This window comes from Streptomyces sp. NPDC090083, assembly GCF_044747445.1.
GTDB lineage: Bacteria > Actinomycetota > Actinomycetes > Streptomycetales > Streptomycetaceae > Streptomyces.
Genome location: NZ_JBIVED010000005.1, coordinates 365351 through 387934, shown reverse-complemented (window position 1 = coordinate 387934; position 22584 = coordinate 365351). Strand labels below are relative to the sequence as shown.

Here is a 22584-nt window from a genome sequence, read left to right as displayed (position 1 = left end):
GCGGGCCACCGTCAGCCGGACGGCGTGGCCCGCAGCCGCAAGGTGAGGATCTGGAACGGGCGCAGGGCCAACTCCACGTCGTCGTCGACGTGTCGATGACTCGTCGGATCGTCCAGCGGGCGTTCCAGGAGATCGGTCGCGAACACCGACGCCAGCGGGAACCCGGTGGTGAGGGTGGCGTGCGCCCGGGTACCACGCGACTCGTAGAGGCGTACGACGAGATCGCCGGAGCGGTCGTCGGTGAGCTTCACGGCCTCCACGACCACACCCTCGTGGTCGACCGTCACCAACGGGGCGACCGGCGAGGCGCCCGGGACCGTGCGCTCCGGGAGGTTGAAGTGGTAGCCCTCGCGGGTGGCGTCGGTGACGTCCGCGCCGATCACCAGGGCGTAGCCGAGTCGGTGGGTGCCCTGGTCCTGGTCCGGGTCGGGGAAGCGGGCCGCCCTGAGCAGGGAGACGCGGACCGTGGTGGTCGTGCCGCCGTCGGGACGGACATCGCGGGTGACGTCATGGCCGTAGGAGGAGTCGTTGACCACGGCCGCGCCCCAGTCCGGTTCGCCGACGTGCAGGAAGCGGTGGGCGCAGACCTCGAACTTGGCCGCGTCCCAACTGGTGTTGGTGTGTGTGGGTCGCTCGACATGGCCGAACGGGATCTCCGCCGTGGAGTGCGCGGCGCGGACGTCCAGCGGGAACGCCGCCTTGAGAAGCTTCTCCCGCTCGTGCCAGTCGACGACCGTGTCGATCACCAGACGCCGGGAGCCGGCCGGCAGGGAGAGGGTCTGCTCCACGCGCGAGTCGCCGAAGCGGCGCACCACCCGTACGGCGTTCCCGGTCGACGCCACCGACTCGGCCTCCGTGAGGTCGCGGACGGTGTTGCGGTAGAACACGTCGATGTCCCAGGCGTCCCACTGGTTGGGGAAGTCCTGGTGCAGCTGGAGCAGGTTGCCGACCGTGCCGGGCGCCAGGGCCTCCCGGCCCGCCACCAGGTCGTACGCCGACGTGACCAGCCCGCGTGCGTCCACCGTGACGCGCACGACTCCGTTGTCGAGGACGAAGCCGTCGCCGTCCGCGACCGGTGCCACCGGGGCCTCCGGTGAATCGGATCGCGGAGCGGCGCCCAACGCGGGGACTCCGCCCCGGACATGGGGTGCCGCGTTGAACACCACGTGTCCGTCACCGGGCCCGGCCAGGGTCCGTTGCGCCGAGCCGATCAGCTCCTCCAGCTCCCGGGCGACGGCCGCGTACGTCTCCTCCGCCTCGCGGTGCACCCACGCGATCGACGTCCCGGGCAGGATGTCGTGGAACTGGTGCAGCAGCACCGTCTTCCACAGCCGGTCCAACTCCTCGTAGGGGTATGGCACTCCGTGGCGCACGGTCGCCGTCGCCGCCCACAACTCGGCCTCGCGGAGCAGGTGTTCGCTGCGGCGGTTGCCCTGCTTGGTGGCGAGCTGGCTGGTGAGGGTGCCGCGGTGGAACTCCAGGTACAGCTCACCGGACCAGACGGGGGCGCCGCCGTTGCGCTCGTACTCGGCGTGGGCCTGCTCGAAGAACGCGGTGGGGGTGTCGATCTCGATGCGGGCCGAGCCCTCCAGGTCCTTGAGGCGTGCGGCGCGGGAGAGCATCTCGCGGGTGGGGCCGCCGCCTCCGTCGCCGTAGCCGAACGGGATGAGGGAGTGGTTGGCGGGGCCCTTGTCCTGGAAGTTCCGTACGGTGTGGGCGACTTCGGTGCCGGACAGCTCGCCGTTGTAGCTGTCGACGGGCGGGAAGTGGCTGAAGATACGGGTGCCGTCGATGCCCTCCCACCAGAAGGTGTGGTGGGGGAACTTGTTGGTGGTGTTCCAGGAGATCTTCTGGGTGAGGAACCAGCGGACCCCGGCCAGCTTCATCAGCTGGGGCAGGGCCGCGTTGTAGCCGAAGGTGTCCGGCAGCCACATCTCCTCGGTCTCGACCCCGAACTCCTCCAGATAGAACCGCTTGCCGTGGACGAACTGGCGCACCAGCGCCTCGCCGCCGGTGATGTTGGTGTCGGGTTCCACCCAGAGGCTGCCGGTGGGCAGGAACTGCCCGGTCTTCGCCTTCTCCTGGGCGCGCGCGTAGACCTCGGGGCGGTGCTCCTTCAGCCAGGCGAGCTGCTGGGCCTGGGACATCACGAACTTGAACTCGGGGTGGTCGTCCATGAGTTGGGTGACGTTGGAGACCGTCCGGGCGACCTTGCGGACGGTTTCGCGCAGCGGCCACAGCCACGCGGTGTCGATGTGGGCGTGCCCGACGGCCGTGACGCGGTGGGCGCTCGCGTGCGCGGGCGCGGCCAGCGCGGGGGCGAGCCGGGTGCGGGCCGCCGCCGCGCTGCCGGCGACGTCCTGGAGGTCGATCGCGTCCAGGGCGTAGCCCACCGCCTGGAGGATCTGCCAGCGGCGCGGGGCGTCCGGCGACAGCTCGTGCATCAGCTGGCCCAACACGTCGAGATCCTGGACCAGTTCGTGGACCTCGCGGTCGACGACGGCGAGGTCGAGGCGGCGCAGCCGGTACAGGGGCTCGCCGGTGCGGTAGCCGTTCCCGCCCAGCCAGTGCGCCCGCCCGCCCACCGGGGTGGGGCCGAAGGTCAGCTCGTCGGGGGCGGTGTGCATGACGACCGGATTGGCCGCCGCCTCGATGAAGGCCGTGAACTCCTCGCCCCCGGCGGCCTGTTGAGTGACGGGCAGCCAGGTGTTGCGCGGGTTGAGGGCCTTCACCGCGGTGCCGTCGGCGCGGTAGACGAGCCCCTCGGCGGAGAAGCCGGGGGAGTGGGTGGAGAACCCGAGGTCGAGCACGGCCTCGACCCTTTCGCCGGCCCACTGCGCGGGGATCGTCCCGCTGACCCTGAACCAGCTCGTGGACCACGCCGGTCCCCAGTGGTCGCCGACACGTGCCGGGCCGTAGGGGGCGGACAGGCCCTCGCTCACCGGGACCGGTTCGCCGGGCACGTTCCAGATCCGCACGTCGAGGGGGACGGACCGGGCGTGGACGGCCGGCCGGATGCGTTCGTCCAGGACGCGGGCCAGCCGCTGTTCCATGACGTCACGGTCGTTGTGCATGTGATGTCTTCTCCGTACGGGTGGGGAGTCAGCCCTTGAGCGCGCCGCCGAGGGCGAAACCGCCGCCCAGCTTGCGGGCCAGCAGCAGATAGAGCAGGACGACGGGCATCGAGTAGAGGAGGGAGAACGCGGACAACTGCCCGTACTGGGTCTGGTCGTGGGCGCTGAGGAAGGTGAACACGCTGACGGACGCGGGGAGTTTCTCCGGGGAGAGCAGCAGGATGAAGGGGACGAAGAAGTTCCCCCACATGCCGATGAACGTGAAGATGGTGACCACGACGACACCAGGCCGCATCAGCGGCAGCACCACCCGCCACAGCACCTGCATGGTGTTGGCGCCGTCGATCCGGGCCGCCTCCTCCAGGACGATGGGCACACCGTCCATGAAGTTCTTCATCAGCCAGATACCGAAGGGCAGTGCCGACGCGGCCAGGAACAGTGCGGTCGCGGGCATCGAGTCGATCAGGTTCACCTGTACGAACATGCTGTACACCGGGATCATCACGGCGGTGATGGGCAGGCCGGTGGAGAACAGGATCGTGTAGAGGAACGGCCGCCGCAGCCGGGAGCGGTAGCGCGAGAGCGGGTAGGCGGCGAGCACCGACACCACGACGGTCACGGCCGTGCCGAAGCCGCACAGCAGAAGGCTGTTGAGCATGGGCCGGTAGGTGGTGTCCACGTTGAGGACCGCGTCGAAGTTGTCGAGCGTCAGGGCCGACGGCATGCGCAGCTGGAAGGAGTTGGTGTCGCTCACCGAGGCGAGCGCCATCCACACCAGCGGCAGCAGGTACAGCACCGACACCACGAGGAGCACGGCGTTGATCGCGACCCGGCCGGGCCTGATCCGGCGCGGCCCGCGCGGGGACCGTACGGTCGGCGCGGTGTGTGCCGGTGACGTGGCGGGGGGCGTGGCGACGGCGGCCATCAGTCGTCCTCCAGTTTCAGCAGCCGGATGTATACGACGGAGAACAGGGCGCCGACCACCAGGAGCACGAGGGCGATGGCGGTGCCGTAGCCGATCAGGCTGTTCTGGAAGGCCTGTTGGTACATGAAGATGGGCAGCGTCTCGCTCTTGTTGCCCGGTCCGCCGCGGGTCATGGTGTAGATCAGCCCGAAGACGGAGAGCGTCTGGAGGGTGATCAGCATCAGGTTGGTGAGGATCGACGGCCTGATGACCGGCAGGACGACCCGCCACAGCCGCTGCCAGGGGTTCGCCCCGTCCATCTCCGCGGCCTCCATGAGTTCCTGGGGCACGTCGTTGATCGCGGCGGTGAAGACCATCATCGAGAAGGCGGTGCCACGCCACACGTTGGCCAGGCAGACCGCCAGGATCGGCATCGTGTACAGCCAGTTCTGCTGCGGCAGGTGCAGGGTGTCGAGCAGGGAGTTGAGGGAGCCCTGGTTGTAGAAGAAGGCGTACATCAGATAGCCGGCCACCACTTCGGGCAGCACCCAGGCGGCGATGACCACCCCGTTGACGAGGGCCCGTACCGGCCCCGTGGCCTTCTGCATCAGGATGGCCAGCGCCAGCCCGAACGTGTTCTGGCCGATCACCGCGGACCCGACCACGAACACCAGGGTGAGCTTGACGGAGTTGAGGAAGTCGCCGTCCCCGAAGGCCCGGGTGAAGTTGTCCAGGCCGATGAAGTTCGTGCCGGAGGCCCCGGTGAGCTGCATGTCGGTGAACGCGTAGTACACGCAGTACCCGATCGGCCCGGCGAGGAAGACGGCGAGCAGGATCACGGCCGGAACCGTCGGCAGACCGCGCAGCAGGGACCGGACGGCGGGGGCGGACGCCCCGCGGGACCGGCGGGCGCCGGTCCCGTGAGGCGCCGGGGCGAGGGCGGTCACGAGCTGCCCTCGACGGTCTTGTCGGCGCCGACCGCGGCCTTGACATCGTTATCGAACGTCGACGCGGCCTTGTCGACGGACGCCTGACCGGTCGTCACCGACTCCATCGCCTTCTGGATCGCGGTGGAGACCTGGTTGTAGGCGGGCAGGCCGGGCCGGTAGTGGGTGTCGGCGACCAGTTCGGTGAAGAACTTGTTGGTCGGCACCGAGTTCAGGTACTTCGGGTCCGCCGCCACGTCCGTGCGGACCGCGATGTTGGCGTTGGTGACGTTCCACTGCGCGGCGTTGGTCTTGGTCTGGAGCGTGGTCGACAGGAACTTCCAGGCGAGGTCCGGGTTGCCCGCCTTCGCGGGGATCGACCAGGCCCAGCCGCCCGACATGCTGGTCCGGCCGGGTGCCTGGCCGTTCTGCGTGGGCATGGCCGCGGTGCCCATCACCGACTGCCACTCGGTCCACGGCTTGGCCGCCGCGGAGCTCCAGTTGTTGGGCATCCAGGAGCCGTCGATGTCGATCGCGAGCTTGCCCTCGGGGATCAGCTCGGTGCCCACCGCGGTCCCGAAGTTGGCGCCCAGAGCCTGTTCCTTGGACGGCCCGAGACCCTGGCTGTACACGGTGTGGACGAAGTCCAGCGCGTCCTTGAAGCCCTGGCTGCCCACGACCCACTTCTTCTGCGAGGCGTCGTAGAGCGACTTGTCGGCGGCCGGTGTGCCGTACAGCAGCATCTCGAAGCCCTGCATGGAGGACGCCTCGCCGCCCGCCTGGCCCGTGTAGAGGTTGAGCGGGGTGACTCCGGGCAGCTTCGCCTTGACCTTCTTGGCGGTGGCGATCACGTCGGCCCAGGTCTTCGGCTGCCAGGGCACGGCGACCCCGGCCTTCTTGAGAAGGTCCTTGTTGTACCAGATGCCCCGGGTGTCGGTGTCGTCCGGCACCGCGTAGGTCTTGCCGTCGGACGCGCCGGTCACCGCCCCCTTGGCGGCCTTGGCGTACTGCGACCAGTCGCTCCACTTCGCGGTGTAGGCGTCGAGGGGCTTGAGGTAGCCGCCCGCGATGTCGGAGTTGATCAGCGCGGTGTCCTCGTAGACCAGGTCGGGCGCGGTCGCGGGGGAGCGCATCATGAGCTGGATCTTGGTGTAGTAGTCGTTCTCGGAGGCGGTCACCGGCACCAGGTTCACCTTGGTACCGGGGTTGGCCTTGGTGAACTCCTTCACCATCGACGCGAGGAACGTGGCCTGGAGCTTGTTGGTGCTGTCGAGGTTCTGCCAGTAGACGACCTTGATCGACTTGGCCGAGCTGCCTGAGGAGCCCGAGCCGCAGCCGGTGGCGACCAGGGCGATGGCGGCACTGAAGGCCGCGGCGGTGACGATTCTCGATGAGCGCACAGTGGTTCCTCCGGAACGCGAAACCTGAGGGAAGACCGGGACTTTTACCGGACGGGAAGCCAGACGAACGGCGTCCCACACTCGGCGCCGCCCTGCGCTGTCTGGCCTGGTTGGCCGGATTTGGTGGGCGTTAGCTAAATCCATTTGATGGATGAAGTCAATGCTTCGAGTATGTAAACTTCCGCCACCGGCGCACCCGCCGGAATGCCTCCCGACGGCCGCACGACAAGGCCTCGGGGGCCGGTCTCATACTGGGGGCACAGGTGAGTGACAGGTGACGACACTCAGCGGTACGAACCTGCCGCGGGTCGGCGGCTACAACCAGGCCGTCGTCCTGGACGCCATCCGCACCACCGGCCAGGTGAGCCGGGTCGAACTGGCCGCCCTCACCGGCCTCACCAACCAGACCGTCTCGAACGTCGTCCGCAAACTGCTCGACGCCGGCCTCGTCGCCGAAGCCGGCCAGGCCCCCTCCAGCGGCGGCAAGCGCCGCACCCTGCTGTCCATCCGGGCCGACGGCGCCTGCGCGGTCGGCGTCCACCTCGACCCCGAGGCCGCGGTGATCGTCGTGGTCGACCTGGCGGGCGAGGTGATCGGCGGCCGACGGCTGCGGCTCGCCGACCCCGGCGATCCCGCCGACGTCGTCGACCGGGTCGCGCGCGCCGCGGGCAGGCTCGTCGACCGCACCGGAGTGGACCGCGCCCGCCTGCTCGGCCTCGGGATCGCCGCACCCGGACCGCTCGACGGCACCACCGGCGCCGTCGTCTCCCCGCCCAACTTCCCGGGCTGGGGGAGAGTGCCCCTGGTCGACATGTTCGGCGAGGCCACCGGACTGCCCGTCGCGCTCGACAACGACGCCACCGCCGCCGCCATAGGCGAACGCTGGATCGGCGGTGCCGACCGCGCGGGCAGCTTCCTGTTCCTCTACTTCGGTACGGGCATCGGCGCCGGAATCGTCCTCAACGGCACCGTCCTGCACGGGGATTCGGGCAACGCCGGAGAATTCGGCCACATGGCGGTGGAGCCCGGCGACCGGGTCTGCCAGTGCGGCGCCCTCGACTGCCTCGGGCCGTACGTCACCCCGCCCGCGATCATCGACGACCTGCTGCGCCTGCACGGCCCGGACGCCGGCGCACGCATCGGTCTCACCGGAGCGCCGGACTCCGTCCACGACGACTGGAAGGCGCTGCGCCGCGCCGTTCGCGAGGGCGATCCGGCCGCCCGCGACGTCCTGCAGCGTGCCGCGCGCCGGATCGGCGAGGCCGCGCGCGGTGCCGCGAGCCTGCTCGACGTCAGCAGGGTCGTCCTGGGCGGTGAGGCGCTGCGGGGCATCGAACCGATGATGCGCGAGGAGATCGAGACCGCCGTCAACCGCACCTCCGTCGCCCGCGTGATCCGTCCGATCGCTGTCGAACAGAGCCTCATCGGGGACACGGTCGGCGCGGTCGGGGCCGCGTCACTCGTGCTGCACGGCAACTACGCGCCGGGCTGGCGGATGCTGACCGAGGTGCCCGGCTGACCGAGTGCGGTGACGAGGGGAGACCGGCGGTCCGGTGGGTGCGACCCGGGGCGGGAACCACGGAGGCAGGCCCCTGGCGGCCGACGTCCGCAGGCCCTTCATACACTCACCCGATGAACAACATACGGTGCACCCAATGCGGCGCGGTGGGACTGGAACCGGGCTTCGTCGAGGAGTCCGGCCAAGGTGCCCGCGGGTTCGCGCGGTGGATCGCAGGGCCGCTTCAGCGGGGCCCGCTCGGCAACGCCAAGAAGATGGGCCGACCGCACTGGCAGATCGATGCCTTCCGCTGCCCCGTCTGCGCGCACCTGGAACTGTTCGCCGCCCAGCCTGGCTAGGGGGTGTCCGGACAGCACAGCGGCGAGGTGGCGGTGCGCAGACAGCTCTCGGTGCCGCCGAAGTTCTTGCGGATGGCCGGGCGCTTCAGCGGCGAAGATCACGAGTCGGCGTGCGGGTCCGCGGTCTCACTCCAGAGGTGGCCGGGCGGTTCGACCACGGCAGTGGGAAGTCGCTTCCTGCACATGCTGGTACCAGCATGCGTCGACCTCACGGCCGTCGCCCAAGGCGAACCGTGGCGGTCCTGACGCAGGGCTGAAGCCCGCCGAGGCAAGCGCTCTTCGAGACGCGTCGTTCGTCGGCTCGGCGCCTGCCCGCACGACCTTGAGTCCGAGATGCCGGTGCCCCAGCTCGACGGCCGCGCGAAACAGCTCTGCCCCGAGTCCCTGCCCGCGGTAGGCCGGGGCCAGCCAGCCTCCGATCTCGCCGGATTCGAGGCTCACGTTCGTCGCGCCCGCGTATCTGCCGTCGGCCATATGCACCGCCGTGAGCCGGACGAGACCGCCGGAGTGCTTCTCCAGCTTCCTCATCATCACCAAGCGGTCGCGCGTCTCGAACCCTGACAGGTCGTCATCCGCGCGGAGGGACAACAACACGTCTCGCGTGCCCTCGTCCTCGACGATCTCGTCGTTCGGGGACCCCAGCCAGCGCTGTGCCTCGGCATCGGAACCGGCCGCCGCGGGCGCGAGGACATCAAGAGCTATGAGCGGCGTGTACAACAGCAGCCGCTCGCCGCGCACCACATGCCGGCCCGCGCCGCACCTACCGCGCAGAGGCGGATGCAGCGGTAGCGGTCCCGCGGACCGGCGAAACAGTGCTTGCCACATCGTGCCCCGCCCCTGGTGAGAAGACCGCTGAAGTGCTGTTCCAGCACTGTGCGACCGCCGAATACAGCGCGACTCCGCAGGCTCCCCGTGAGCCTGGGGCCGATGCCGCATCACTCACATGCCGCGGGGTGCTGGGCGGGGGCGGTCCGTGCTCTCTCCGTCTGCTCGACCGGTGCCATGGCTTTCGCGCCCGGTCCCGGCATGGTCGGTGTCCCGGGCCAGGGAACTGGGCCACCAGGCTCGGGGGCCGATGTCGAGCACAAGGGCCGGTACCAACAGTGAGCGGACGACGAACGTGTCGAGGAGGACGCCGAAGGCGACGATGAACGCGATCTGCACCAGGAACGCGAGCGGGATCACGGTCAGGGCCGCGAACGTCGCAGCCAGCACGACTCCGGCCGAGGTGATCACCCCGCCGGTGGTGGTCAGCCCGCGCAGCACGCCGGCCCGCGTGCCGTGGGTCAGCGACTCCTCCCGTACGCGCGACATCAGGAAGATGTTGTAGTCGACGCCGAGGGCCACCAGGAACACGAATCCGTACAGCGGCACCGAGGCGTCCGTGCCGCTGAAGCCGAGAAGGTGCTGGAAGACGAGTGCCGAAACGCCGAGCGTGGCAAGGAAGTTGAGGGCGACGGTGGCCACCAGCAGGACGGGCACCAGAAGCGAGCGCAACAGCATCATCAGGATGACGAGGATGATGCCGAGCACGATGGGCACGATGACCGTGCGGTCGCGGGCGGCGGTCCGCTGGGTGTCGTACTGCTGCGCCGTGTACCCGCCGACCAGCGCGTCGGCTCCGGGCACGGCGTGCACATCGGCCCGCAGCCGGGCGATGGTCTCCTTGGCCGCGTCGCTGTCCGCCGCCGCCTTGAGAACGGCGTCGATCCGTACGCGGCCGTCGACGACGAGGGGCTTGCCGGCACCTGGCCGTCCCGAGGCGGACACCGTGCCGGCCGATGCCACGCCTTCGGTGCGCAAGGCGGCGGCCGCCACCTGAGCGGCGCGGTCGGCGTCGGTGATGATCACCGCGGGATTGCCGGAGCCGCCGGGGAAGTGCTTGCCGAGTGTCTGCTGCGCGGTGACGGAGTCGGCGTGGCCCACGAAGATCTCGTCGAGGGGAACTCCCTTGGCGGACAAGGTCGGTGAGAAGGCCGCGAAGGCGGCCAGGACGAGGGCGGTCACCACCCAGGTCCGCCGCGGACGCCGGTTCACGACGCCGGCGACCCGTGTCCACACACCGCGTCCCTCGGCTGCGGAAGCTGCCGAGCCGGCTGCTGCGGCGGGTGTGCCAGGTGTGCCGGGTGCGTCGGAGGCCTTCGGCCGAGAGGGCCAGTACGCGGTACGGCCCAGCAGCGCCAGTACGGCCGGCAGGAAGGTGAGCGCGGAGAGCGCGGCGCATGCGATGCCGATGGCGCCGACGGGACCGAGGGCGCGGTTGTTGGTGAGGTCGCTGGCGAGCAGGGCGAGGAGTCCGAGCGCCACGGTGGCGGCGCTTGCCGTGATCGCACCGAACGACCTGCGCAGCGCGGTCACGGCAGCGGCGGCCGGGTTGTCGTGCCGGGTGATCTCCTCACGGAAGCGGGCGACCAGCAGGAGGGCGTAGTCGGTCGCGGCGCCGATCACGAGGATCGACAGGATGCCCTGTACCTGCCCGTCCACCCGGACGATGTCCCGGTCCGCGAGCGCGTAGACGACGGCACACGCCAGCCCGAGAGCGAACACGGACCCGATGATGATCAGGAACGGCAGCAGGACGCTCCGGTAGACGAGCAGCAGGATGAGCAGGACGGCGCCGAGTGCCACCCCCAGCAGCAGTCCGTCGATCCCGGCGAACGCGTTCGACAGATCGGCCTGACTCGCCGCCGGTCCCGCGATCTGCGCCATGGCGCCCGGCACATCCCGGATCGCCTCGCGCACCCTGTCGAGGACGTCGGGAAGGTCCTTGCCGAGGTCGGGCCTCAGTTGTACGACGGCCTGCATGGCCTGTCCGTCGTCGGAGAGGAGGGCGGGGGAGGGGCGGCCCACGATCCCGGACTGTCCGGCGAGCGTGCCCACGGCGCGGGTGGCGGCGGCCTGTTGGACCTTGCCGACCTGGTTTCCGTGGGCCGTCCAGATCACGATGGCCGGCAGGGTCTCGGACTGGTCGAACGCCTTCTGTGCCTTGAGTGCCCGGGTCGACTCGGCGCTCTGCGGGAGGAAGGCGGCCTGGTCGTTGGTCGCGACCTCGCCCAGTTTCCCGGCGTAGGGACCGAGGGTCCCGCCCACGCCCAGCCAGACGAGGAGCAGGACGACGGGCACGAGCCACCGGGCCCGGCGCGATGTGGTTCGCATGAACATCCTCAAGCGGCAGAGAAGGTGAACGGTGAAACAGTAAGTCAGTCATCAAGAATCTCAATGATTGAGAGAACATATACTGGTGTCATGCCCGTCAACAACACCTCGTCGATCTCTCCCGGAGACGACCCGACGGGACTGCAGAACTTCGCCGTACTCCTGCGCGCCATGAACGCCGAGTTCAACCGCATCGCCCACGACTTCGCGCAGGCGCAGGGGTTGCACCTCACGGACGTACTGGCACTCATCGCGATCCTGGACGCCGACGCCGAGGACGGACCCATGACACCGGGCCGGCTGCGCGAGCGTCTGAGCCTCACGTCCGGTGCCGTGACCGCCTGCATCGACCGCCTGGAGAAGGCGGGCCACATCCAGCGCGTCCGGGCGGTCGACGACCGTCGTGTCGTCCACCTGCACTATGCGACGGCGGGTCGGCGCGTCGCAGCCGACTACTTCCGGCCGTTGGCCCGGAGCACCGCTGCCGCGTGCGAGCGCTTCAGCGCCGACGAACTGGCCGTCGTCCTCCGCTTCCTCACCGAGATGAACCGGGAACTCGGACTGTTGAGCCGTTGAGCCGTTGAGCCGTTGAGCCGTTGAGCCGTTGAGCCGTTGAACGGCTGGGCTGGGCTGGTGCCGCGCTGCCTGCCTGCGTCTGACGCCTGTTCAACTGTGGGGTAGGCAGCGCGCCCCACCCCACAGCCCCTCCACGGGATCGAACACGCGCGGGTGCGGGCCGGACGGCCACGAGGACGCGCGCGCGTCGCTCCGGCGAAGGGCGCCCGCTCCCGTACGTTGTCCCGGGTGCACCTCGGCGTCGTATCCGGGAGCTCTCTGTGCGTGCGGGGCACCCCAGCCTTCCCGGGCCGCCTTCTCACCTCACGGAGCGATCATGAACGACTGGCACTGGCTGTTCGGCGACCAGTTGGGCCCGCACTTCCTCGCACCGGAAGAAGGCGGCCCGGCCCGGGACAGCAAGGTCGTGATGATCGAGGCCCGCTCGGTGTTCCGCCGCCGCAGATTCCACCGGGCCAAGGCCCACCTGGTGCTCTCCGCGATGCGCCACCGTGCCGCCGAACTCGGTGACCGCGTCCACTACGTCCGCGCCGACACCTACCGTGAGGGGCTGCGCGAGGCGGTCGGTGACGACCCGGTGACCGTTCACCACCCCACCTCACGTGCCGCCCTGGGCCTGGTGCGCTCCCTGGAAAACGTACGGGTGCTTCCCGCGCGCGGCTTCCTCGTTCCCCAGCACGCCTTCCGCGCCTGGGCCGACGAGCACGGCGGAGCCGGGCGGCTGCGGCAGGAGGACTTCTACCACTGGGCACGCCGGGCGCTCGGCCTGCTGATGGACGGCGACAGCCCGGCCGGCGGGCGATGGAACCACGATCACGACAACCGGGAACGCCCCCCTCGTGGCGCGCGCACCCTCGGTGCCCCCGAGCCCTACCGGCCCCGCGAGGACGACATCGACGCCGAGGTGCGCGCCGATCTCGACCGCTGGGAGCGCGAGGACGGCATTCGTTTCGTCGGCCGCGACGGACCCCGCCTCTTTCCCGCCACCCGGCGGGAGGCGCGCGCGGGGCTCCGCCGGTTCGTCGAACACCGGCTCGCCGGGTTCGGACCGCACGAGGACGCCATGCTCGCCGCCGACCCGGTCATGAGCCACAGCCTGCTCTCCGCGTCGCTCAACCTCGGCCTGCTCGACCCGTGGGAGACGGTCACCGCCGCGGAGGAGGCCTGGCGCGCCGGCCGTGCCCCGGTCAACAGCGTCGAGGGATTCGTCCGGCAGGTCGCCGGGTGGCGTGAGTACGTGTGGCAGCTCTACTGGTACTTCGGTGAGGACTACCGGCACGAGAACGGACTCGGGCATCACACCGCGCTGCCCGACTGGTTCCTCGAACTCGACGCAGACGCGGTCGAGGCCCGCTGCCTCGCCACCGTCCTCGCCCAGGTACGGGACACGGGATGGACGCACCACATCCCGCGCCTGATGATCCTCGGCAGCCACGCCCTCCAGCGGGGCTGGGAGCCCGGCCGGGTCACCGACTGGTTCCACCGCTGCTTCGTCGACGGCTACGACTGGGTGATGCTGCCCAACGTCACCGGCATGTCCCAGTACGCCGACGGCGGCCGTATGACGACCAAGCCGTACACGTCGGGCGGCGCCTACATCCACCGCATGAGCGACCTCTGCGACGGCTGCGCCTACCGTCCCGGCGACCGCGCGGGTGAACGGGCCTGCCCGTTCACCACCGGCTACTGGTCCTTCGCCCACCGCCATCGCGACCTGCTCGCCGCCAACCAGCGCACCGCCCGGGCCGTGCAGGGCCTGGACCGGCTGGGCAACCTCGACGCGGTGCTCGACGCCGACCGGCGCTGGGACAGCCGTACGCCGTGAACCCGGCGCAGGGCCGGCCGGTTCAGCCCAGGTCGGCGGCCACCTCCCGGGCGGCGCGGGCACCCGAGGCGAGCGCGCCCTGCACCGAGCCGGTGGCCCGGTGGTCGCCGCAGACGTACCGCCCGGCGGCCACCCGGGCACGGCGGCTGAGGGGGAGACCCGGTTCCATGGCCGGCAGCGCGCCGGGCACCGTCCGGACGGTGAGCAGGTCCCAGTCCGCCGTCTCGGCGCCGTAGCACTCGGCGAGCGCGGTCCGCGTCGCCCCTTCGCGTCCCTCGCTGTCGTCGCCGAGTACGGAGGTGGCGATCAGCGCGTACCCGCGTGGCGCGTACCCGGCGTGGGCCTCGCTCAGCACGACGCTGTTGGTGAAGCGCCGCCGCGTGTCCGTGAGGAGGGTCGGCTCGCGCAGCGGTGAGCGGGCCGCGAGGTGGTAGTAGGTGGTGACCGTGCGGTGCGGCGGCACGGTCAGCCCTGGCTCCAGCCGGGCCGCCGCTGCCGCGTCCGTGGCGACGACCACCGCTCGCGCGGGCACCGTCCGCCCCTCGCCGTCGAGCACGCCCTCGTCGGTCAGCGCCACCACCGGTGACTCCAGGGCGACCGTCCCCGGCGGCAGCGCGGAAGCCAGCGACTCGGGTACGGCACCCACGCCCGACTCGGGCAGACAGATCGTGCCGCGCGCCATGCTCCGCCACACCAGGTGGAAGAACCGGCTCGACGTCGCCAGGTCCTCCTCCAGGAACACGCCGGACAGGAACGGACGGAAGAACCGTTCCACGAACCCCGTACTGAAGCCCGCTGCCGTCAGCGCCCGTCGCGTGGACGTGTCGTGCGGCCGCCGGACCAGAGCGGCCGGCGCCAGTGCGTCGAAGCCGGTCAGCGCGGCCAGGGCCGCCAGATCGCGTGGCCCGGCCAGCCCGCCGGCGACACCGCGCCATGCCTGCCGGGGCGCGCGCGTCGGGTCGGCGAACCGCAGCCGCCGCCCGCCGTCGTGCACGAGGAACCCCGGTGTGAACGCCCGCAGCCGCAGCTCCCGGAGCGGAAGATGGGCGCGCACCTGCGGATAGGCCGTGTTGAACACCTGGAATCCCCGGTCCACCACACACCCCTCCACCCGGTCGGTCCGCATCCGGCCGCCGACCCGGTCCCCGGCCTCCAGCAGCCGTACCCGCAGCCCTCGCGCACACAGATCCCGCGCACAGGCCAGACCGGCCAGCCCGCCACCCACCACGACCACGTCCCACCGCCGAGACGCTCGCTCACCGGTCACCTGAGGCCTCCCACGTCTCTACGTGTCTGTGTCTCTACGTCTCTACGTTCGCCGTACGTCTCCACTTCCGCGCGGCACGGCGGTGCGGATGCACCTGTCGACGGCCAGGGCCTCGGGGTTCTCGGCGTGGAACGCTGAAGTCCCGCTCGATGTGGCGGGTGACGTGGTGCGTGACGTGGTGATCGCTAGCGGGGCCGGCGCTTCACTCGGTGCTGCGCAGGGCGAGCCAGGTCTTGTGATTCATGATGCCGTTGACGGCCAGCTGCTTGTCGCTCTGGAAGCTCCGCACCGCCGACTCGGTTCCGGCACCGTAGTCGCCGTCCACGCCCGTGCTCCCGATGTCGTATCCGCGTTTGGCCAGCATGCACTGCACCTGGAGCACACGCTTGCCAGTGTCCCCGGGAACGGTGCGCTTGCTGCCGGCGTAGTACGTGCAGTCCGAGATCCAGGCGGGAGTCGCGGGTTCGGTGGAGGCCACCGTGCTCGGGGACGCGGAGGGAGCCGTGCCGTCCGAGGCGGTGGAGACGGGGCCGGGTCCGGGGCCAGGGCCGTCACCGGGAGCGGCGGATGTGCCCCCGGCCGCCGTCGTGACGGACCCCGGGTTCTCTACGGTTGTGCCGACACCGTTCGGGTTCGTGGCGCCGCCGTCCGTGCTCTTGCCGGAGGCCGCTTTCGCCTCCGACGCGCCGGGCTTCGGGGAAACGGTCGAGCTGCCGGGCACTGTGTGGCCGGTGGTCCGGCCGGAGGCGGAGCCTGAGCCGGAGTCCGTGCCGGGCGCGGAAGCGGCGGGCGGGGCGTCGAGATGGTGGGACCACAGGACTCCTGCGGTCACCGCGCAGACGGCGATGCCCGTGGCGATGGCCCAGATCAGTCTCTTCGGGAGACGGGCGCCGACCTTGGTCTGCCGCGGGCCTGCCGTGGGTGCACTGGAGACTGCGTCGGCAGCCACGTCCGGCGGAGCCGGAGCGGGCGGAACAGGCCGGCCTACCTGCGCCGCGGCCGACGGAGTCGCCCTCGGCGGGACGTCCCTGGACCGGAAGCCTGCTCGTGATGCGGCGGGAAGCCGGTGCAAGATCTCGTACGCTCGCTGCCGGACCAGTAACTGGTCGGCCAGCGGCTCGGGCCACACCGTGGGCGCGATGCGCGTCCTGGCGGTGTCGATCAAGTCCTGCCCTGTGGGCCGCCGTTCGGGTTCCTTGGCCAGGCAGGAGGTCAGCAGCGAGCCCAACTCGGCGTCCGCCGCCGAGATCACGGCGATCAGCTCAGGGTCCGGCTCCTCGAACGCCACCCGATGCATGACGTCGACTCCGGTGCCGTCACCGAACGGGGCACGTCCCGCCGCCGCGTACACGAGCGTTCCGGCGAGGGAGAACACGTCCGACGCGGTGTCGGACTGCCCGGTCCTCAGGTGTTCCGGCGACATGTAGGCCGGAGTTCCCACCCGGATACCCGTGCCGGTGATGTTGCTGGCGTCCACGGCCTTCGAGATGCCGAAGTCGATCAGATGCGCGCCTCCGACGGTCATCAGCACGTTCGACGGCTTCAGATCCCGGTGCACGATCCGCGCGGCGGCGAGGTCGGCCAGGGCCTGTCCCAGCTCCGCCACCAGACGCCAGACCGCGGCCGTGTCCAGGGCGCCGAGTTCACGTACGGCGTGGGCCAGATCCAGCCCCGGCAGATACTCGGTCGCCATCCACAGCAACTCGTCCTGGAAGCCGGTGCCGCACAGTTTCGGCGTGTGCGCCGTGCTGACCCGTTCGTACAACGAGGCTTCACGCTCGAACCGACGCCGGAAGGCGGGATCGTCCGCGTACTCGGGTCTGATCACCTTCACCGCGACCAGACCGGGGCTGTCGTCCGCCGGGCAGGCGAGATAGACCCGCCCCATCCCGCCGCTGCCGAGCAGGGCGATCGGCACGTAGGGGCCGATGCGGTGCGGGTCGGCGGGGCGTAGAGGTGACGCTCCGGTCCGGCGGAGCGCGGCGGCCTCGCTCATTGCCAAGTCCGCCGGCAACGGCCGCTGTTCTGACACGGAACCCCCGAAGTGATCTGCGCCGTACGTCAGTTCGGCCCCATGGAAGGACGAGGCTAGTCGAGTGCCGGCGTGCGTTCAGCGTTTCCTGCACTTCTGTCCGCCGGAAGGTTGTTATCGGGTGGATGAGTGGGGTGGGCCGGTGGGCGTGCGTCGGCGGTGCAGGGCGGTACGGGTGGGCGTCGCCGCTGTGCGCGGGCCCGGTGGTCGGAAGCCGAAGGTCCGTTCTGCCCGGTCCGTCCACCCGGTCGACGGCCTCACCTGGGCTGCGCACACGTCACGGCAGGGGCGTATGGGCCGGGCAAGGTTTTCGCCAGGTCGGCGCAAGGTGGGCGTCCCACGATCGGTGCACCCATCGCCGAGGGGGCCGGCCCGGGACGTGTTCGTGGCCGGAAGGATCACTTGTGGGAAAGGACCTTGAATGAACGTCACCACACGCACCGTCCGCAGGACCATGAGCGCGGCCGTCGTCGCCGCCACGGTGGCGGCTCTGGGCTTGTTGGCACCGGGTTCGGCCGAAGCCGCCGCGAGCTGTCCTTCCGGCAGCCTGTGTGTCTGGGATCAGATCAACTACACGGGAAACCGGTGCAGTTGGAGCAACGCCGACAGCGACTGGACCAGCGGGACCGTGTCGTGCTCGTGGGCGGACGACCGTAACGTCAAGTCCGTCTTCAACAACGGGACTTCTTCCTCGTACGCGGGTGTCGGCCTCTACTCCGGTACGGGCTATTCGGGGTACCTCGGCTGCATAGGGCAGGGCGTGAAGGGCCCTGGCGTCAGCGGCGGCCCCGGCCTGAAGGTGCTGTCCCACAAGTGGCTCACCAGCTGCTGAGTCCGACAGCCCAGTGGGTCTGTGCCCAGTGGGTCGGCACGGCAAGGACCGAGCGCCTGGTGGGGCCTTCACGAAGGAGCGGGCCTGCGATCCTGGCAGAGTCGCTCAGCGCGTGGCCCGCTGTGAGATTGCATGCGCTCGCAGCCTCGGCAAGCCGATCCACTGGACCCACCCGACTCCCGGCCATCCCTGACGGCGACGAGACCAACGCTCCCCCTCCGGCTCACTCGCGGCGCGCGCAGATCGCGGGTGGGTTAACCTGCGCGCATGCGCGGACAGTTCACCGGCTGGCCCCAGCAGGCCATGGACGTGTTGTGGGAGCTCCAGGGCGAACCGAGCCACGCGACGCGCGAGCGCTGCCGCCTGGACCGCGAGCGCCTGATCCGGCAGCCGATGATCGCCCTGCTCGGCGAGGTCGCGGACACCGATCCCCGGTACGAGGACTTCTCCGTCTGGCACTACCGCACCGACTCCTGGTGGTGGCAGCACCAGGGCGCGGTGATCCGACTCGGCCGCAAGATCGAGATCGGTCTCCGGTTCGACCTGGACGGTCTGCGGATCCAGGGCGCCTGGTGGTACCCCGATCGCGGTCAGGTGGACACGTTCCGGAAAGCCGTTGCCTCCGAGGGGAGTGGCCGCGAACTGTCCGCCATCGTCGGGGACTTGCGGAAGAAGGGCTACGACATCTCCGGGGACGTGATGAAACGCGTCCCGCGTGGCTATCCGACGGACCACTCACGTGTGGACTTGCTCCGCCACCGTTCGCTCATCGCCGCCCGTCCTCTCGGTTGCGAGGAGTGGCTGCACACGCCCAAGGCGGTCGACCGGGTCCTCTCGGCCGCCGCCGACCTGGACGCCCTGCTGATGTGGCTGGTCCGCAACGTGCGGCACGCCACCTGACATCACGGGGATGCCGTGAAGTTCGGGGCGGCGATTCTGACTCCGCTTCGCCGAGCCGCAGGGCGGATTGCCCCGCGGCTCGGGGCCGGTACCGGACACCCGGCGTTCCTCTGATCAGCGCGAGCGGCGCCGGCCCGTGAAGCGCAGCCGTCCCGGCAGGATGAGGAGCAGAAGGCTGTAGTACTGCAGCAACGGCACGGCGAGGGCGATGGCGAACGCGACGACCGTGACGATCACGGTGACGCAACTCTCGGTGTACAGGCGCCCGATCCTCGGGCCTGTCTCTTCGCCATCGCCCTCGACCATCCCCGGGTTGCCCTTGAGGACCTTCAACATGGCCAGTCGGCACACCATGCCGATCAGGAGCGTCGCGTAGTAGAACGCCGCCACGAACCTGTCGCGGCCGAAGGCGCCGATCATTTCCGTCGGGAGCGGGAGCACCACGACCGACAGCAGCCACCCCATGTTCCACGCCAGGAAGGGACGGGTGGCCGTGCTGACCGTCGAGAAGCTCCGGTGGTGCTCCTGCCAGATGTTCGCGATGACCGCGAAACTGAGGAGGAAGCTCCAGATCTGGTCGAGGTGACCGGTGATCACCTCGCTCGCGCCTTCATGGGCGGACGCAGCCTCGGGGACGAGGTCCACCAGGGGCAGGATGAGCAGCGTGATGGAGATCGCGGTCACTGCATCGGTGAACAGCACCAGCCGCTCCCCTGAGACACCTCCCTCCACCTCGTTCGGCGCGGGAATCGACGAGTCTCCTTGCCCGAGCGGTCCCGTTCCGGCCTCGTCGATGACGCCATTGCGCCCCATGTGTCTGCACCTCTCCCTAGTCGTTGCCCGCCGCGGCAGCGGCGAACAAGGTCAGCTGCTCTTCGAGCGCCGAGTCGTCGTGCACGGCCCCGCCCGGTCCGGCAGGCCGATGTGCCTCGGTCCTACAGGCCGATATGTCGATGTATCAATGTGCCGATGTACTGGTCGATCGTGGTGTCCGTCATGTTTTGGTGGCTCCTTCGGTGGTGGCTCCTTCGGTGGCGGCCCCTTCGGTGGCGGCCGCCGCTTTCTCCAGAAGCTCCGGGTCGAACAGCGTGCTGGGGTGACGCAGCATGTAGGAGACGTTGTTGAAGGCTCGTGACACATCCGCGTCGATGAGAGCGGCGCCGACGATGTGTTCTATCAGCCGCCGCTGCCGCCGCACCTCCTCCGGCACCTCGGTGCCGTTCTCGGCGTCGATGCGGGCGGCGTCACCTCCCGCGGACACCGCCCACGCCGCGTCGACGACCACCTGCTGGAGTCGGAAGAAGTCCGTGGCCGCCGCGTCGAGGTCGGGACCGCTGCCGAGGTAGGAGGCCAGGCAGGAGGCGTGCAGGGCGGCAGAGCTCATGCCTTGGCCGTAGACCGGGTTGAAGGAGGCCACGGCGTCCCCAACGCTGACAAGGCGCGCCGGCAGACGGCCTGCTTCGGTGAAGTGCCGCCGTCTGCTGTCCGCCTGACGGTATGTCACCACCTCGCGGGTGACGTCGCCGCGGGTGACATCGCGCAAAACCGTCGTCAGCGAGGAACAGCGCGCACGGAACTCGTCGGTCGTCCTGCCGGGCCGGTTGTCGCCGTAGCCCATCAGCATGACGAGCCACTGCTGTGCCTCGACCGCGGTCGCCGCCGCGACGGAGACTCCGCCCGACGGATACCGAGGCGTGAACAGCTGCAGTACGGTCGCCACGTCCAGCTCGGAGAACGTCGCCCGGCGTTCGAACAGGGCGGTCGCGTAGTTGACCGGGGATTCCAGCCGTTCGAGCCGGGGCTGGTCGTAACCGTCCAGCCCGAGCCAGTTCGACAGCCTGCTGGAGCGGCCCATCGCGTCCACGACGAAGTCCGCCGCGAGGACCCCCTCCGCCCGCTCTCCGGTCCCGGGCCCGGCGAAGCGCACGCCGATGACGGAGCCGTCGCCGTACCGCAACCCGGTCGCCCGCGCCCGCAGGACCGAGACATTGGGCAGGGCGGTGACCCGGCCCCGGACGAGGCGTTCCAGCAGAGGACGCCCGACCGCGAGGAACTGGTGATCCGCGCCGTCCGGGATCTGCCGGATGTCGTCGTGGCCGACGAACTGCTTGTCGGGTCCGACGAGCGACGCGCCCCGGGCCTGAGCCTCCCGCGAAACGCCTGGGAGCCACCGCTCGATCCACAGTCGGCCGGCCGGCAGCAGCGTGTGCACCTGGTGGCCCTGGGGCACCCCGGAGCGCGGCTCGGCCTCCGCCGACAGGTCGTCGGGCTCGACGATGACGACCCTGCGCGCACGGTCGGAGAGCACCCGTGCGGCGAGGAGCCCCGCGATGCTCCCACCCATCACGCACGCCGTGTCGAACAGGACGGGAACGTCGTGCGGTGGCTCGGCGCCGACCAGACTCTCGAAGAGAGCCACCACTGAATCGGACACCGAATGCTCCCGTTGGTGAGTGAACTGGACCTGGACAGGCAGTGCGACCGCGGCGGCCGGACCCGGCCCCGAAGGCCCGGCGGAGCCTGCTCGTCCCAGAGACGACGCGACAACCCACTTGTGCCGGGCGGCGAGGGTCGCCCGACCATGATGACGAGGCCCGTACGCCGACGGCTTGTACCAGTCGGCCCCGTGGGTGGTACTTCCGTGCCACCCAGAACCGAAAGGTGGGCCTGGCCGGGGCGGTGATCATGGGGAGGGGTAGCTTGATCCGGATGAGCACCGCAGCCACCGTGTCCCCGTGGCGGATCGGAAGTCCTTCCGCACCCGTGGTCGACGTCACCGTGCCGTACGCGAACGAGAACCGGAACCGCGTGCTTCTCGATGAGTGGCGGCGCCAGGCGGGGGAGTCGGTACCGGCTCCGCCGATGCGGCTGCCACGTCACAGCGAAGGCACGTACCGCGCCCGTATCTGGAAGCAGAACCTGCTCGACATCTTCCTGGAGGACCAGTACAGCGACGCGGTCGCAGGGGGCACCGGAGGCCCGGGCGGGCACCTGGAGGACCGGATCGTGACAAGCGTGACGCTCAGCGGGGAGTGGCGCTTCGCCACGGGAGGCCGGCGAGCGACGGCGGCGGCCGGAACCCTGTGCGTGCGGAGGAACGAGGATCTCTGGGACTTCGAGGTCGCACCCGGCACCCGCGCGATCACCCTGGTCCTTCCCGCGAGCGAGATCCGCTTCCCGAAGAACAGGCGAGCGGTCACCGCGGATCAGGCGTCGCCCGCCGCGGCCCTTCTGCTGGCCCACCTCCGTCTCTGGACGGAACTGGCGGACGGGCTCGGCGCCGCCGCTTCGGGCGCTGCCCGCAACGCGACTCTGGAACTGTTCAGAGGACTGCTGAACGACCAGACCATCGACGACGCCGAGTTCGCGCCCGCGCTGCTCAGAGCGGCCATGGACCACATAGAGGCCAGGCTGCTAGCCGACCCCGACCTCGACCCCGGGGGGATCGCGACCGCTCTGAACGTGTCCGTCCGCACCCTCTACCGCGCCTTCGGTCAAGGGGGAACGTCATCGGTCATGGCCTATGTACGCGAACGCCGGCTCGAACGCGCCAGGGCAGAGCTGCTCTCGACACGCCTCACGGTCTCCGAGATCGCCGCCCGCTGGCACTTCGCCGACAGCAGCCATTTCGTCAAGGCGTACAAGAAGCGCTTCGCCGAGACCCCTGCCGCGGGCCGGTAGCCCCCGGCGGCTGCACCGCGAGGTGGGATTGGCGGGCGTTGGCCCGGGTGAACTGCCCCTGCAGGCCTTGGACTTCTTCGCCCCGTGACGGATGTCCGCGCCCACGTGGCGCCCGCGATGCCGCGCGGGCGCCACAAGGACGTCGGCCGTCCCG

The 22584-nt window shown here is 70.2% G+C and carries 17 protein-coding genes; 7 read left to right on the top strand and 10 right to left on the bottom strand.

Annotation, left to right across the window (positions count from 1 at the left end):
• Window positions 1-11: 11 nt before the first annotated feature.
• Genes ACIPTO_RS21155 through ACIPTO_RS21140 form a run of 4 tightly spaced genes read right to left on the bottom strand, consistent with a single transcriptional unit; the run spans window position 12 to window position 6304 of the window.
• Window positions 12-3074 (bottom strand): alpha-mannosidase, encoded by a 3063-nt coding sequence (locus tag ACIPTO_RS21155; protein WP_401194405.1) that lies wholly within the window; start codon window positions 3072-3074, stop codon window positions 12-14.
• Window positions 3075-3102: 28 nt separating this feature from the next.
• Window positions 3103-3999, bottom strand: coding sequence for a carbohydrate ABC transporter permease (locus ACIPTO_RS21150; RefSeq protein ID WP_366315024.1), 897 nt, complete (start codon window positions 3997-3999; stop codon window positions 3103-3105).
• On the bottom strand, window positions 3999-4925 hold the full coding sequence (locus tag ACIPTO_RS21145) for a sugar ABC transporter permease (RefSeq protein WP_366315022.1): 927 nt from the start codon (window positions 4923-4925) through the stop codon (window positions 3999-4001). The genes ACIPTO_RS21150 and ACIPTO_RS21145 overlap by 1 nt, the downstream gene beginning before the upstream one ends.
• Window positions 4922-6304, bottom strand: coding sequence for an extracellular solute-binding protein (locus ACIPTO_RS21140; RefSeq protein ID WP_366315020.1), 1383 nt, complete (start codon window positions 6302-6304; stop codon window positions 4922-4924). Before ACIPTO_RS21140 ends, ACIPTO_RS21145 begins: the two co-directional genes overlap by 4 nt.
• Before the next feature lie 274 nt (window positions 6305-6578).
• Here ACIPTO_RS21140 and ACIPTO_RS21135 point away from each other — a divergent pair, with 274 nt between their 5' ends.
• Both ACIPTO_RS21135 and ACIPTO_RS21130 read left to right on the top strand, forming a co-directional pair.
• Window positions 6579-7823 carry an ROK family protein gene (locus ACIPTO_RS21135; protein ID WP_401194400.1) on the top strand — a complete coding sequence of 415 codons (1245 nt, stop codon included), beginning with the start codon at window positions 6579-6581 and terminating at the stop codon, window positions 7821-7823.
• Between the two features lie 146 nt (window positions 7824-7969).
• A complete protein-coding gene (locus tag ACIPTO_RS21130) occupies window positions 7970-8161 on the top strand; it encodes a hypothetical protein (protein ID WP_401194738.1) in 192 nt (63 codons plus the stop codon).
• Window positions 8162-8287: 126 nt separating this feature from the next.
• Here ACIPTO_RS21130 and ACIPTO_RS21125 read toward each other — a convergent pair whose 3' ends face one another.
• Together ACIPTO_RS21125 and ACIPTO_RS21120 are read right to left on the bottom strand one after the other, a co-directional pair.
• The gene (locus ACIPTO_RS21125; RefSeq protein WP_401194397.1) at window positions 8288-8902 is read right to left on the bottom strand and encodes a GNAT family N-acetyltransferase; all 615 of its coding nucleotides are present in this window, start codon (window positions 8900-8902) and stop codon (window positions 8288-8290) included.
• A 198-nt stretch (window positions 8903-9100) separates the two neighbouring features.
• Window positions 9101-11317, bottom strand: coding sequence for an MMPL family transporter (locus tag ACIPTO_RS21120; RefSeq protein ID WP_401194395.1), 2217 nt, complete (start codon window positions 11315-11317; stop codon window positions 9101-9103).
• Between the two features lie 90 nt (window positions 11318-11407).
• Between ACIPTO_RS21120 and ACIPTO_RS21115 the strand changes: the two genes are divergently transcribed.
• Both ACIPTO_RS21115 and ACIPTO_RS21110 read left to right on the top strand, forming a co-directional pair.
• Window positions 11408-11893, top strand: a complete 486-nt coding sequence (locus ACIPTO_RS21115; RefSeq protein WP_401194392.1) for a MarR family winged helix-turn-helix transcriptional regulator — start codon at window positions 11408-11410, stop codon at window positions 11891-11893.
• A 316-nt stretch (window positions 11894-12209) separates the two neighbouring features.
• Window positions 12210-13718: a cryptochrome/photolyase family protein gene (locus ACIPTO_RS21110; RefSeq protein WP_401194389.1), complete on the top strand. Its 1509-nt coding sequence runs from the start codon at window positions 12210-12212 to the stop codon at window positions 13716-13718.
• A 22-nt stretch (window positions 13719-13740) separates the two neighbouring features.
• On the opposite strand, the gene ACIPTO_RS21105 is transcribed toward ACIPTO_RS21110, so the two are convergent.
• A complete protein-coding gene (locus tag ACIPTO_RS21105; protein WP_401194387.1) occupies window positions 13741-14985 on the bottom strand; it encodes an FAD-dependent oxidoreductase in 1245 nt (414 codons plus the stop codon).
• A gap of 202 nt (window positions 14986-15187) precedes the next feature.
• Complete coding sequence (locus ACIPTO_RS21100) at window positions 15188-16981, bottom strand: protein kinase (RefSeq protein WP_401194384.1); 1794 nt, start codon at window positions 16979-16981, stop codon at window positions 15188-15190.
• 457 nt (window positions 16982-17438) lie between these two features.
• Here ACIPTO_RS21100 and ACIPTO_RS21095 point away from each other — a divergent pair, with 457 nt between their 5' ends.
• Window positions 17439-17849, top strand: a complete 411-nt coding sequence (locus tag ACIPTO_RS21095; RefSeq protein WP_366315002.1) for a peptidase inhibitor family I36 protein — start codon at window positions 17439-17441, stop codon at window positions 17847-17849.
• Window positions 17850-18116: 267 nt separating this feature from the next.
• Complete coding sequence (locus ACIPTO_RS21090) at window positions 18117-18749, top strand: DUF2461 family protein (RefSeq protein WP_401194382.1); 633 nt, start codon at window positions 18117-18119, stop codon at window positions 18747-18749.
• 114 nt (window positions 18750-18863) lie between these two features.
• Here ACIPTO_RS21090 and ACIPTO_RS21085 read toward each other — a convergent pair whose 3' ends face one another.
• Both ACIPTO_RS21085 and ACIPTO_RS21080 read right to left on the bottom strand, forming a co-directional pair.
• Entirely contained in the window at window positions 18864-19562 is a 699-nt protein-coding gene (locus ACIPTO_RS21085; protein ID WP_401194379.1) for a TMEM175 family protein, read from the bottom strand.
• Window positions 19563-19743: 181 nt separating this feature from the next.
• Window positions 19744-21183: an NAD(P)/FAD-dependent oxidoreductase gene (locus tag ACIPTO_RS21080; protein ID WP_401194377.1), complete on the bottom strand. Its 1440-nt coding sequence runs from the start codon at window positions 21181-21183 to the stop codon at window positions 19744-19746.
• A gap of 275 nt (window positions 21184-21458) precedes the next feature.
• On the opposite strand from ACIPTO_RS21080, the gene ACIPTO_RS21075 reads away from it, so the two are divergent.
• Window positions 21459-22430, top strand: a complete 972-nt coding sequence (locus ACIPTO_RS21075; RefSeq protein ID WP_401194374.1) for a helix-turn-helix domain-containing protein — start codon at window positions 21459-21461, stop codon at window positions 22428-22430.
• Window positions 22431-22584 lie beyond the last annotated feature (154 nt).

Bases quoted from the DNA above. Each gene is read 5' to 3' on its own strand.
- ACIPTO_RS21120 (WP_401194395.1), bottom strand. From the start codon at position 11,317: ATGCGAACCACATCGCGCCGGGCCCGGTGGCTCGTGCCCGTCGTCCTG.
- ACIPTO_RS21075 (WP_401194374.1), top strand. From the start codon at position 21,459: ATGAGCACCGCAGCCACCGTGTCCCCGTGGCGGATCGGAAGTCCTTCC.
- ACIPTO_RS21110 (WP_401194389.1), top strand. From the start codon at position 12,210: ATGAACGACTGGCACTGGCTGTTCGGCGACCAGTTGGGCCCGCACTTC.
- ACIPTO_RS21095 (WP_366315002.1), top strand. From the start codon at position 17,439: ATGAACGTCACCACACGCACCGTCCGCAGGACCATGAGCGCGGCCGTC.
- ACIPTO_RS21090 (WP_401194382.1), top strand. From the start codon at position 18,117: ATGCGCGGACAGTTCACCGGCTGGCCCCAGCAGGCCATGGACGTGTTG.
- ACIPTO_RS21085 (WP_401194379.1), bottom strand. From the start codon at position 19,562: ATGGGGCGCAATGGCGTCATCGACGAGGCCGGAACGGGACCGCTCGGG.
- ACIPTO_RS21115 (WP_401194392.1), top strand. From the start codon at position 11,408: ATGCCCGTCAACAACACCTCGTCGATCTCTCCCGGAGACGACCCGACG.
- ACIPTO_RS21150 (WP_366315024.1), bottom strand. From the start codon at position 3,999: ATGGCCGCCGTCGCCACGCCCCCCGCCACGTCACCGGCACACACCGCG.
- ACIPTO_RS21155 (WP_401194405.1), bottom strand. From the start codon at position 3,074: ATGCACAACGACCGTGACGTCATGGAACAGCGGCTGGCCCGCGTCCTG.
- ACIPTO_RS21100 (WP_401194384.1), bottom strand. From the start codon at position 16,981: ATGAGCGAGGCCGCCGCGCTCCGCCGGACCGGAGCGTCACCTCTACGC.